Here is a 12,638-nt window from a genome sequence, read left to right on the forward strand (position 1 = left end):
AACGGCGCTCAAGACGCCAGCTTTTTGCGAACCCTTCTGCGTCGGGATAGATTTCGGCGCGCATGCCCGCCAGCCACGCCGCCCCCAGCGCCGTCGTTTCCGTGATCTCGGGCCGGTCCACCGGCGCACCCAGAATATCCGACAAGAACTGCATCGCCCAATCCGAGGCCGACATGCCGCCATCGACGCGCAAAACATCCCCCGCCCCGGTCGCCTGCCAGTCCGCCGACATGGCTTCCAGCAGATCGCGGGTCTGGAACCCGACGCTTTCCAGCGCCGCGCGGGCAAACTCTGCCGGGCCAGAATTGCGGGTCAGCCCGTAAATCGCGCCCCGGCACTCCGCATTCCAATAGGGCGCGCCAAGCCCGGTAAAGGCCGGCACCAACAGCACCTGTTGCAGCGGGTCGGCGGTTTCGGCTAGCGGCTGGGTTTCCTTGGCCTCGCGGATGATCTTGAGCCCGTCGCGCAGCCACTGCACCACGGCACCCGCGATGAAGATCGACCCTTCAAGGGCATAAGTCGGCGTGCCATTGAACTGATAGGCCACCGTGGTCAGCAGCCGGTTGTTCGATGTCACCGGCGCATCGCCGGTGTTCAACAGGGCAAAACACCCAGTGCCATAAGTGGATTTCAGCATCCCCTTGCCAAAGCACGCCTGCCCGATGGTGGCTGCCTGCTGGTCCCCTGCCACGCCCAGAATGGGGATCGGGTGGCCAAACAGATCGGCCCGCGTCTCGCCAAAATCGGCGGCGCTGTCACAGACCTGCGGCAGCATATTCATCGGAATGTCCAGAAGCGCGCAAATCGTCGAAGACCACGCCCCCTTGTGAATATCATAGAGCATCGTGCGGCACGCATTGGTGGCGTCGGTCACGTGCTGCGCCCCGCCGGTCATGCGCCAGATCAGCCAGGTATCAACCGTGCCGAACAGCAACTCGCCCCTCTCGGCCCGTTCGCGGGCACCCTCGACCGTGTCGAGAATGAATTTCAGTTTGGTCGATGAAAAATACGGGTCCATCAACAGGCCGGTCTTGGCTGTGATCGTCGCCTCGTGCCCGGCGTCGCGCATGTCGCGGCAAAAGTCGGCGGTGCGTCTGTCCTGCCAGACAATCGCGTTGTGGATCGGCTTGCCGGTGGCCTTGTCCCAGACCACGGTGGTTTCGCGCTGGTTGGTGATGCCAATGGCGGCCACGTCGCGCGGGGTGATCCCGGCCCGTTCAATCACTTCGCGGCAGGTTCCGGCCACCGTGGACCACAAATCCAGCGGATCGTGTTCGACCCAGCCGCTATCGGGGTAGTGCTGTGGGAATTCTTCTTGTGCGGATGCAACAATGCGCATGTCCGCATCAAACAGGATCGCGCGGCTGGATGTTGTGCCCTGGTCAATGGCGAGAATGTGGCTCACGGATCGGGTCCCTCCGTCTTCCCGGCATGTCTGTGCCTGCCGGTTCCATTATTGGGTGTATGCCCGTGCATTCGGACATAAAAAGGCCGGGGCGCGCAAGCACGCCCCGACCAAAAAAGCCTACTGCCAGGACTGGATCAGCTCGTCATAGCCGATGGTCTTGGGTTCTTCGTCTTCGTTTGCCAACTTGGGCTTGGGCGCGCCGGGCTGCTCGAGCCAGTAGGACGCGTCCCGCTCTTCGTTGAGCTTGGGACCGATGTCACCTTGGATGCCGGCCCGCTCAAGCCGCGCCATGACGCTTTCCTGAGCTTCGCACAGGGCATCAAGTGCTTCCTGCGGGGACTTCGCACCGGACATTGCATCGCCGATGTTCTGCCACCAGAGCTGTGCCAGCTTGGGGTAGTCGGGGATGTTGGTGCCGGTTGGTGACCACTGAACGCGTGCCGGGGACCGGTAGAATTCGATCAGACCGCCAAGTTTGGGGGCGCGTTCGGTGAAGTGATCCGCGTTGATCGTGGATTCGCGGATGAAGGTCAGGCCCACATCAGCTTTCTTCAGATCGACGGTCTTGGACACAACGAACTGGGCATAGAGCCAAGCCGCCTTGGCGCGATCGACGGGCGTGCTGTCGAGGATGGTCCACGAGCCCACGTCCTGATAGCCGATCTTTGTGCCTTCTTCCCAGTAAGCGCCGTGCGGCGAAGGTGCCATGCGCCATTTGGGTGTTCCGTCCTCGTTCATCACCGGCAGGTCGGGCAGAACCGTCGCCGCAGTGAAGGCCGTGTACCAGAACATCTGCTGAGCAATGTTGCCCTGTGCCGGGATTGGACCCGCTTCACCAAAGGTCATGCCCATGGCTGCCGGCGGCGTGTACTTTTCAAGCCACTCGATCGCCTTGGTGACAGCGTAAACCGCTGCCGGGCCGTTGGTCGCACCGCCGCGTGCCACACACGAGCCGGTCGGCTGGCCTGCTTCGTTCACGCGCACGCCCCACTCGTCGACAGGCAGACCGTTGGGTTCGCCCTTGTCGCCCATGCCAGCCATGGACATCCACGCATCCGTGTAACGCCAGCCCAGCGACGGGTCTTTCTTGCCGTAGTCCATGTTGCCAAAGACCTCGCCTTCGACACCCATATGCGACAGGTCGCGGCCGGTGAAGAATTCGGCGATGTCCTCATACGCGGACCAGTTCACCGGAACGCCAAGATCGTAGCCATAGGCTTCTTTGAAGTCGGCCTTGTTCTTCTCGTCGTTGAACCAGTCGTACCGGAACCAGTAGAGGTTCGCGAACTGCTGGTCGGGCAGTTGGTACAGGTTGCCATCAGGCGCAGTCGTGAAGTCCAGACCGATGAAATCTTCCAGATCAAGGGTCGGAAGCGTCACATCAGCGCCTTCGCCAGCCATCCAGTCGGTCAGGCTGCGCGCCTGCTTGTACCGCCAGTGGGTGCCGATCAGGTCGCTGTCATTGACATAGGCGTCATAGACATTCTCGCCGGTCTGCATCTGCACTTGCAGACGTTCGACAACATCCGCCTTCGCCAATCAAGTCATGGGTGACGTTGATGCCGGTGATCGCGGTGAAGGCCGGGGCAAGCACCTGGCTTTCATATTCGTGGGTCGTGATCGTTTCCGACACAACATTGATGTTCATGCCCTGGAACGGGGCTGCAGCATCAATGAACCACTGCATTTCTGCTTCTTGCTCTTCGCGCGAAAGGACGGACAGACCGCCGATTTCATTGTCGAGGAACGCGCCAGCGGCTTCCATATCGGCCATTGCTGGCGGCGCAGAGACGATCAAGGCAAGGCCGAGGGCCGTGCTGGATCTGTAAAATCGGTTCATTTTATTCCTCCCATAGGTGAACCAGTCGGTTTTTTGCGGCACCGGGCGGACCCGATACCAAAGGCTTGGTTTCAGACGAAGCGGAACACCGCCGCGGCATAAACCAGGCATACGATCAGCGCATAAGGCTGTAGCTCAGCACCGACAAATCCAAGCCAGGCCAGATTGATGAAGGCCGAGCCAAGAAGGGTGATGAACAGACGATCCCCGCGCGTCGTGTCGATCCCCAGAACGCCGCGGCGCGGGGTTTCGGGAAAGCGGATCGCGAGAATGGTGAAGATCACTAGAAGGCTCGCAATCGCAACGAAGAACAGGGCGGTGGGCGTGGTCCAGGCCATCCATGTCATGGTTTAGTCTCCAATCTGGCTAGCGAGCGCGGTATGTGAATGGGAGCTTTCTAGTGCCGCTACCGTTGCGACTAACGCGGCCGCAATCGTAGAGCTCCTTGCAAGCACGCCTAACGGCACTAAGGCGAAGTTCATTGCTGAACACAGCGATACAGATCTGTTTCGCAGTTTGATCGCTCTTCGAGACAATCGCATTCTCAACTTCCTGAACCAAGGTCATCACACCCGCCCTAGGGCGAAGCCCTTGGCGATGTAGTTGCGTACGAAATAGATCACGAGTGCGCCGGGAATGATGGTTAGCATCCCCGCCGCGGCCAGAACGCCCCAGTCCACGCCGCTGGCGCCGACGGTGCGGGTCATGGTGGCGGCGATCGGCTTTGCCTCAACGCTGGTGAGGGTGCGGGACAGCAGCAGTTCCACCCATGAGAACATGAAGCAGAAGAACGCGGCAACCCCTATACCACTGGCGATCAGCGGCATGAAGATCTTGATGAAGAAGCGCGGAAAGCTGTAGCCGTCGATATAGGCTGTTTCGTCGATTTCCTTGGGCACACCGCGCATGAAGCCTTCCAAAATCCACACCGCGAGCGGCACGTTGAACAGGCAATGAGCCAGCGCCACGGCGATATGGGTGTCGAACAGGCCGACCGATGAATAGAGTTGGAAGAACGGCAGCGCAAAGACGGCGGGCGGCGCCATGCGGTTGGTGAGCAACCAGAAAAACAGGTGTTTGTCGCCCATAAACGAATAGCGCGAGAACGCATAGGCCGCCGGAAGCGCGACGGTCAGCGAGATCGCCGTATTCATCACCACATAGGTGAGCGAGTTCACATAGCCCACGTACCACGACGCATCGGTCAGGATCGTTGCATAATTTGCCAGCGTCGGATTTTGCGGCCAAAGCGAAAACGTTCCGAGGATTTCGGTATTGGTTTTCAGGCTCATGTTCAGCAGCCAGTAGATCGGCAGCAACAAGAACGCGAGATAGATCACCATCACCACGGCAGAACCGTTGACGCGGGGCAGCATGCGGCTGCGGGGGGCTGCGATGTCGGCCATTATTGCGCATCCCTTTTATCAAGATTGGTCATCACGGTGTAGAACACCCACGAAATTGCAAGGATCACGAGGAAATACATGATCGAGAAGGCGGCGGCGTTGCCAAGGTCGAACTGGCCCAGTGCCATTTTTACGAGGTCGATTGACAGCAGCGTCGTTGCGTTGCCCGGCCCGCCCCCGGTGACGACGAATGGTTCGGTATAGATCATGAAGCTGTCCATGAACCGCAGCAGGATTGCGATCATCAGCACCCCGAGCATCTTGGGGAACTCGATAAAGCGGAACACGGCCCAGCGGCTCGCCTGATCGATCTTGGCCGCCTGGTAATAGGCGTTGGGGATGGATTGCAGCCCCGCATAAGCCAGCAGCGCCACAAGCGAGGTCCAGTGCCAGACATCCATCACAATGATGGTGGCCCAAGCGGCAAAGAAATCCTGGGTGTAGTTGTAGTCGATCCCCATCTTGTCCAGCGTATAGCCCAGCAGACCGATATCGACCCGCGCAAACACCTGCCAGATCGTCCCGACCACGTTCCACGGGATCAGCAGCGGCAGCGACATGAGGACAAGGCAAACCGAGGCCCAGAACCCTTTTTTCGGCATGCAGAGCGCCACGAATATGCCAAGCGGCACTTCGATGGCCAGAATGATTGCCGAAAACGCCAACTGGTTGCCCAGCGCGTTCCACATCCGTTCTGAGTGCAGCAATTCTTCGAACCAGATCAGCCCTGCCCAGAAGAAGTTGTTCTGCCCGAAGCTGTCCTGCACGGAATAGTTCACCACGGTCATCAGCGGAATGACGGCTGAGAAAGCGACCAGCACGAGCACCGGCAGTACGAGGAACCATGCCTTTTGATTGACGGTCTTTTCCATGTCAGGCGGCCTCCCCGACCTTGTTGGGTGATTGCGATCCGGGGGCGACGCGCCAGTCGTCTACATAGACGTTGACGCCCGCCGGATCGAAGCTCACACGGGTCATATCCGGCCCGATAGTGTCGCCTTCGGCCGCGATAATGTTCAGGTCGCGCCCGCCCAGCGTGGCGCGCACGATCTTGTGGCGGCCCACATCTTCGACGCGGCGGATTGTGACAGGCAGGCCTTCGGTGGCGGACAAGCGGGCATATTCCGGGCGCACCCCAATTTCGACCTTGCCCGACAGCGGGGCGAACCCGCCCGGCAAAACAACAGTGCCGCCCTCGACATGGGCCATGTCGCCTTCGATGCGCGCGGGGATGACGTTCATGCCCGGCGAGCCGATGAAATAACCCACAAAGGTATGCGCGGGGCGTTCGAACAGTTCTTCGGGCGTGCCGATCTGCACGACGCGCCCGTCATACATGACCACCACCTTGTCGGCGAAGGTCAGGGCTTCGGTCTGGTCGTGGGTCACGTAGATCATCGTGTGGCCGAACTGGTGATGCAGTGATTTAAGCTGTGTGCGCAATTCCCACTTCATGTGCGGGTCGATCACGGTCAGCGGCTCGTCAAACAGCAGCGCGTTGACGTCTTCGCGGACCATGCCGCGCCCAAGGCTGATCTTTTACTTTGCATCGGCTGTCAGGCCGCGCGCCTTGTGGCCGAGCGTCGCTTCCATGCCGATCATGTGCGCGATTTCTTGCACGCGCTGAGCGATATAGGCTGGGTCCGCGCCGCGATTGCGCAGCGGAAAGGCCAGGTTATCGCGAACGGTCATGGTGTCGTAGACCACAGGAAACTGGAACACCTGTGCGATGTTGCGATCCGCTGTCGGGGCGTGCGTGACATCTTGATCATCGAACAAGATGCGGCCTTGGCTGGGATGCAGCAGGCCGGAGATGATGTTCAAAAGAGTGGACTTGCCGCAACCGGACGAGCCAAGCAAAGCATAGGCTTCGCCATCGGCCCAATCGTGGTTCAGCTCTTTCAGGGCGAAATCATCCTCGCCCTTTGGATTAGGCAAATAGGAATGCGCGAGATTGTCGAGTGTGATCTTGGCCATCTTCGATCCTCCCTCAGGCTGCCAGCGCGTAGGACGCGGGCGCAAACAGGCGACCATCTTCGCCGAAAATATAAACGTGGCTTGGATCCAGATGGACCGTGATCGGCTTGCCAATGTCGAGCGAATGAACCCCGTGGATCAGCCCCACCCAGCGTTCGCCGTGGTGGTCGAGATGCACAAACGTTTCTGAGCCGGTAATTTCCGTCACGCTGAGCGTTGCGGTGAATTCCAACGCATCCGGGCTGTGTTTAGCAATTTCCAGGTGGTTGGGGCGGAAGCCGGCCATGTAATTGCCATTTGGCAACTCGGCCAGTTTACCAGACGCCGCGACCGACTGCCCATCGCCAAACATCAGGCGGTCCGCGGTCTTGGTCACGGACAGAAAATTCATCGGCGGGTCCGAAAAGACGCGCGCCGTGGTCGCATCGACCGGCTGACGGTACACATCCGGTGTGAGGCCGAACTGGGTGATCCGCCCTTCCCAAAGCGTAGCCACCTTACCGCCCAGCAGCAGTGCTTCTTCGGGTTCGGTGGTCGCATAGACGAAAATCGATCCCGCCTCTTCAAAAATCTTGGGAATTTCGATGCGCAACTCTTCGCGGAGTTTGTAGTCAAGGTTTGCCAATGGCTCGTCCAGCAGGACCAGCCCCGCATCCTTGACCAACGCCCGGGCCAGAGCGCAGCGTTGCTGTTGCCCCCCTGACAATTCAAGCGGTTTGCGATCCAGCATGCCGCCAAGTTGCATCAAATCGGCCGCTTTGCGCACAGCCGCGTCAATTTCGGACTTGGTCTTTCCAAGTAGCCGCATCGGGCTGGCGATATTGTCGTACACGGTCATGGACGGGTAGTTGATGAAGCTGATAGACCATGGCCACGCCGCGATCTTGCACCCGCATCCCGGTCACGTCCTGCCCGTTCCAGTGAATTGTACCCGTGTTCGGCACATCCAGCCCAGCCATCAGGCGCATCAGCGACGTTTTCCCGGACAGCGTCGGGCCAAGCAGCACATTCATCGTGCCGGGCTCAAGCGTCAGGTCCGTGGGGTAAATATGCGTCTGCCCGCCGACAACTTTTGAAACGCCTTCAAGAATAAGCGTCATTCGGGTCCTCCCTCTGGCCTTTTTCGGCCCTTTATTCGGCGGCGTCGCGGCGGGCTTGCCCAGCGTCGGCCATCCAGTCATTCAACGTTTTGATTTGTTCAGGGCTCAGCCGGAGGCCAAGCTTTGAACGTCGCCAGACCACATCTTCGGCGGTTCGGGCGTATTCATGATCCATGAGCCAGTTGATTTCGCGCTCGGTCAGCGTGGCACCGAAGGCTTGCCCCAAATCCGACTCTGTGGCGGCATCGCCCAGTATGGTCGCGGCTTCTGTCCCGTAAGCGCGCACAAGACGTATCGCCCAGAAATCGGACAGGTATGGATGGGCGATCTTCAGTTCACCGACCAGTCGCAACACGTCATTGACCGGAAAATCACCGCCGGGAAGCGGCACACCAGCGGTCCAAGGCCCCTTTAGATCGGGAAAGAACGCGCCGATCTTTTCCATCGCGCTTTCGGCAAGGCGGCGATAGGTGGTGATCTTGCCGCCAAAGACATTCAGCAGCGGTGCACCGCCAGCCGTGTCCACGGACAGCACATAGTCCCGCGTCGCCGCCGTGGCAGATTTCGCGCCATCATCATACAGCGGGCGCACGCCGGAATAGGTCCAGACGACATCATCCCGGCTGAGATCCTGCTTGAAGTAGTTGGACGCAAAATTCAGGAGGTAGTCTTGCTCGGCCTCTGTCGCCGTTGGCTTTACCGCAACATCGCCATGTTCCTGATCGGTGGTGCCGATCAAGGTGAAATCCGTTTCATAGGGGATCGCAAAGATGATCCGGCCATCTTCGCCCTGAAAGAAATAGCATTTGCCGTGGTCAAACAGTTTGCGCGTGACGATATGGCTACCGCGCACCAGACGCACCCCTTCGGTGGAGTTGATGCGCACAGTGTTCTGTATCACGTCACGCACCCACGGGCCGCCCGCATTGACCAGCATTTTGGCCATCAGCACCTGTTCAGCGCCGGTATCGGTGTCGCGCAGTGTCACGCGCCAAAGATCGGCTTCGCGTGTCGCTGACACAACTTTTGTGCGGGTCATGACGTCGGCGCCACGCGCCTCGGCGTCGCGGGCATTCAGAACAACAAGACGGCTGTCTTCGATCCAGCAGTCGGAATATTCATAGGCGCGCTTGAACTTGTCCTTCAGAGGGATCCCTGCCGGGTCTTTGGTCAGATCGACAGTTGTCGTTCCCGGCAGAATTTTACGCCCACCAAGATTGTCATAAAGGAACAGTCCCAGCCGGATCAGCCAGGCAGGGCGGCGCCCCTTCATCCAAGGCATGACCGTATTCAGCAGCTTTGAGGTCGGTGTCGCGTTCTCGAACCGCATGTCCTGATGGTACGGCAGCACGAACCGCATGGGCCAACTGATATGCGGCATCGCTTGCAGTAGTGTTTCCCGTTCGCGCAGGGATTCGCGAACGAGGTGAAATTCGAAGTATTCAAGATACCGCAGTCCGCCATGGAACAGCTTGGTCGATGCCGAAGAGGTTGCAGAGGCGAGGTCATTCATTTCCGCAAGCGCAACGGAAAGTCCGCGCCCAACAGCATCACGGGCGATACCGCACCCATTAATACCGCCGCCGATTACAAACAGATCAACAGTCCGGGTTGTTTCCAACGATGTCTGCAACACGTCCCCCCTTTTGGTTAATCAAAGCAGACCACATCCGCCCGCGAATTGTCAATTTTGTTTTTCGTTATTGCTCGCTTTTGAGCACTTATCCACAAGCAAACAGAAGTGAGGAATGCTGCACGTGCAAAATAGGGGTATATTTTCCGTTGCTTACATCTGATCAAGGACAGGCTTGCTCCCGCGGCGTAAAGCGAACATATTCGAAAAAACGAGGGGAAAATCGCATGGCGCACAGCTTTCGGCAGACCGATATTCTGGAAATCGCGCTGAGCGAAGGCAAGGTTACTGTTGAAGATCTGGCCACACGCTTTGCCGTCACAGTTCAAACCATCCGCCGCGATTTGGCGGAACTGGCTGATATCGGCAAGCTGGAACGCGTGCATGGCGGTGCGGTCTTGCCGTCTGGTGTATCGAATATCGGCTATGAGCATCGACGCGATCTGCACCACGCGGAAAAGGCGGCCATCGCAAAGCGCTGCGCGGCCGAAATCCCAGACAGTTCTTCCGTGTTCCTGAACATCGGGACCAGCACCGAACAGGTCGCCCGAGAATTGCTGACGCGCACGGATTTGATGGTGGTGACCAACAATATCAATGTCGCAAACATCTTGGTGGCCAACGAGAATTGCGACATCGTTGTGGCGGGCGGGTTATTGCGCCGGGCAGATGGCGGTTTGGTCGGCGATCTGACGAGCCAGGTCATCGCGCAGTTCAAGTTCGATTTCGCCGTGATCGGGTGTTCGGCCCTGGATGAAGACGGCGACTTGCTGGATTTTGATGTGCAAGAGGTGAGCGTGTCCAAAAGCATAATCCGGCAAGCGCGGCGCACTTACCTGGTGGCCGACAATTCCAAATTCTACCGTTCTGCCCCGGCGCGCATCGCCTCCATGCGGGATATCGATATGTTCTTCACCGACAGCCCCCCACCCGCACAGGTGCAGGCGCGCTGCCGGGATTGGAATACGCAGATCGTCGTGGCGGACTGAGCGATGTTCAGCTTTCGGTGAATTCGGCGCCCAAAGAGCCCATCAACGATTCGAAGATCGGGAACGAGGTCGCAATCGGCCCGGCATCATCCACGGTGACGGGCTTTTGCGCACTCATGCCAAGGCACAGGAACGACATGGCAATGCGGTGGTCGAGCCGCGCAGCACAGGTCGCGCCGCCCGGCACCAGACCTGCCCCAAGGCCATGCACGATCATGGTGTCTTCGGTTTCTTCAATCGTCACGCCGCAGGCTTCGAGGCCCCGCGCCATCGCGTCGATCCGGTCGCTTTCCTTGACGCGCAATTCCTTGACGCCCAGCATCACCGTCTTGCCGGTCGCGTTCGCGGCCACCACGGACAGGATCGGGTATTCGTCAATCATGGACGGGGCGCGCTCGGGCGGCACTTCGATGCCTTTCATATCGGGCGAGAACCGCGCGCGCAGGTCGGCAACCGGTTCGCCCCCCTCAAGGCGTTCGTTCTCGTACGTCAGGTCCGCGCCCATATCGCGGAGGGTTTGGAACAGCCCTGCCCGTGTTGGGTTCAGCCCAATATTGGGCACCAAAACATCCGATCCCGGCACGATCAGCGCGGCACAGACGGGAAACGCCGCCGAGGACGGATCGCGCGGCACGGTGATTGTCTGCGGTTTCAACTCGGGTTGACCAACCAGCGTAATAACCCGACCTTCTGGCGTGGTCTCGCTACTGATCTCGGCCCCGAAGCCCGCCAGCATACGTTCGGAATGGTCGCGCGTCGCTTCGGCTTCGATCACCACAGTTTCGCCCGGCGCATTCAGGCCCGCCAGCAACACAGCGGATTTCACCTGCGCAGATGGCATTGGGGTTTTGTAGTGAACCGGCACGGGCTGCGCTGCGCCAACGATAGTCATTGGCAACCGTCCGCCCTTGCGGCCATAGGATGCGGCCCCGAACAGAGCAATCGGGTCGGTAATGCGGCCCATGGGGCGCCCGCGCAGGCTGGCGTCGCCTGTAAACGTCGCGCTGATATCCGTCGTGGCCATGGCCCCCATGACAAGCCGCACCCCGGTACCCGAGTTGCCGCAATCAATCACTGTTTCAGGCTCGGCAAAGCCGCCCACCCCGACACCGTGCACCGACCATGCGCCCGGCCCGTGCTGGATCACATCCGCCCCGAAGGCCCGCATGGCAGCCGCCGTATCAAGCACGTCCTGCCCTTCGAGAAGGCCGGTGACTTTCGTTTCACCCACCGCAAGCGCGCCAAGGATCAGCGACCGGTGCGAGATGGATTTATCGCCCGGCACGTCTGCCTGGCCGGTAAGTGGTTGCGACGCATGGGTCGAAAGCGGGCGGGCGGGACCGTGTGAAGACATGGGGATTTCCTTATTGCGGCGCGGGCGCAGCCGTGCGCCGGAAGGTCAGGTAATGTGGAGTGCGACCCTCGCGAAGGGCCTTTTTTTCATACCGTGTCGAATGCCAATCGTCCCACGGCTCGCGCCAATCGGCAGGCCCTGTCGCGCACCATTCGAAATCATCACGCGGCATCATCTGCTCAAGGGTCTGCCGCACATAATCGGGAATATCCGTCGCGACGCGAAAGATCGCGCCGGGGGCCAGCACGCGTGACAGTGGGTCAAGATGCTCGGGCGTCACGAACCGGCGGCGGTGATGCCGCTTTTTGGGCCATGGATCGGGATACAGCAAAAACGCCCGCGCAATGCTGGCAGGCGGCAACACGTCGAACATATCGCGCACATCGCCAGGATGTATCTTGACGTTCTCGACCCCGGCCTTGCGGATTTTGCCGAGTAGCATGGCGACGCCGTTGATATAAGGCTCACAGCCGATGATCCCAACCTGCGGATTGGTGGCCGCCTGATGGACCATATGCTCACCGCCGCCGAAACCGATCTCAAGCCAAACGGGTTTGCCGCCAAACGTTCCGGGCAGGTCCAGCGGAGTGCGGTCCGGGTTCACGTCCCAGTCCACAGCACCCGGCGACAGCGCCTCGAGGTCGCTTTCAAGGTAATCGATCTGGCTGTCGCGCAAGTGCTTGCCCTTGCGGCGTCCATAAAAATTACGCCACGGGGCGGCGGGAGGCTTGGTCGGTCGGCTCATGGGCGGTGGGATGCGCAGCTAGACCGGAAAGGTCAAGGGGCAAGCGTGCGTCTGCGAGCGCAGAAAGCCACCAAAGCCAGCCCGAGCGCGCCAAGAAGCGGCCAGTTCGCCGCGCGAGAATACAAGGTGGGCGGCGCGGTCGCGGGCAATGGCACGTCCAGCGCGCCCGCCACCCCAAGCGGCAAT

General features: G+C 59.9%; 9 protein-coding genes and 3 pseudogenes. 1 reads left to right on the plus strand and 11 read right to left on the minus strand.

All coding sequences use genetic code 11. The features are described 5' to 3' along the window. The 9 genes and pseudogenes from glpK to glpD all read right to left on the minus strand — a co-directional run. Positions 1-1,405, minus strand: a 1,405-nt coding sequence (gene glpK / locus E2L05_RS18905) for a glycerol kinase GlpK (protein WP_133344434.1), incomplete at its 3' end; no start/stop codon positions are given. A gap of 120 nt (positions 1,406-1,525) precedes the next feature. Beyond that, positions 1,526-3,248: pseudogene (locus tag E2L05_RS18910) on the minus strand (ABC transporter substrate-binding protein). A gap of 71 nt (positions 3,249-3,319) precedes the next feature. Continuing rightward, a complete protein-coding gene (locus E2L05_RS18915) occupies positions 3,320-3,595 on the minus strand; it encodes a DUF2160 domain-containing protein (protein WP_133344436.1) in 276 nt (91 codons plus the stop codon). 219 nt (positions 3,596-3,814) lie between these two features. Continuing rightward, a complete protein-coding gene (locus E2L05_RS18920) occupies positions 3,815-4,654 on the minus strand; it encodes a carbohydrate ABC transporter permease (protein ID WP_133344438.1) in 840 nt (279 codons plus the stop codon). Next, positions 4,654-5,526, minus strand: coding sequence for a carbohydrate ABC transporter permease (locus E2L05_RS18925; protein ID WP_133344440.1), 873 nt, complete (start codon positions 5,524-5,526; stop codon positions 4,654-4,656). Before E2L05_RS18925 ends, E2L05_RS18920 begins: the two co-directional genes overlap by 1 nt. Before the next feature lies 1 nt (position 5,527). Further along, positions 5,528-6,631: pseudogene (locus E2L05_RS18930) on the minus strand (ABC transporter ATP-binding protein). A 13-nt stretch (positions 6,632-6,644) separates the two neighbouring features. After that, positions 6,645-7,022, minus strand: coding sequence for a TOBE domain-containing protein (locus tag E2L05_RS21365; protein ID WP_394346570.1), 378 nt, complete (start codon positions 7,020-7,022; stop codon positions 6,645-6,647). A gap of 288 nt (positions 7,023-7,310) precedes the next feature. Continuing rightward, positions 7,311-7,812, minus strand: a pseudogene (locus E2L05_RS21370) (ATP-binding cassette domain-containing protein); the annotation flags it as partial. Then, positions 7,763-9,367, minus strand: coding sequence for a glycerol-3-phosphate dehydrogenase (gene glpD / locus E2L05_RS18940; protein ID WP_243722063.1), 1,605 nt, complete (start codon positions 9,365-9,367; stop codon positions 7,763-7,765). The gene glpD and the pseudogene E2L05_RS21370, both read right to left, overlap by 50 nt. A 224-nt stretch (positions 9,368-9,591) precedes the next feature. Between glpD and E2L05_RS18945 the strand changes: the two genes are divergently transcribed. After that, a complete protein-coding gene (locus E2L05_RS18945; protein WP_133344442.1) occupies positions 9,592-10,353 on the plus strand; it encodes a DeoR/GlpR family DNA-binding transcription regulator in 762 nt (253 codons plus the stop codon). Positions 10,354-10,360: 7 nt separating this feature from the next. Here E2L05_RS18945 and aroA read toward each other — a convergent pair whose 3' ends face one another. After that, a complete protein-coding gene (gene aroA, locus E2L05_RS18950) occupies positions 10,361-11,707 on the minus strand; it encodes a 3-phosphoshikimate 1-carboxyvinyltransferase (RefSeq protein WP_133344444.1) in 1,347 nt (448 codons plus the stop codon). 10 nt (positions 11,708-11,717) lie between these two features. After that, on the minus strand, positions 11,718-12,452 hold the full coding sequence (gene trmB, locus E2L05_RS18955) for a tRNA (guanine(46)-N(7))-methyltransferase TrmB (RefSeq protein WP_133344446.1): 735 nt from the start codon (positions 12,450-12,452) through the stop codon (positions 11,718-11,720). Positions 12,453-12,638 lie beyond the last annotated feature (186 nt).

The sequence above is a fragment of the Meridianimarinicoccus aquatilis genome (assembly GCF_004358675.1).
GTDB lineage: Bacteria > Pseudomonadota > Alphaproteobacteria > Rhodobacterales > Rhodobacteraceae > Meridianimarinicoccus > Meridianimarinicoccus aquatilis.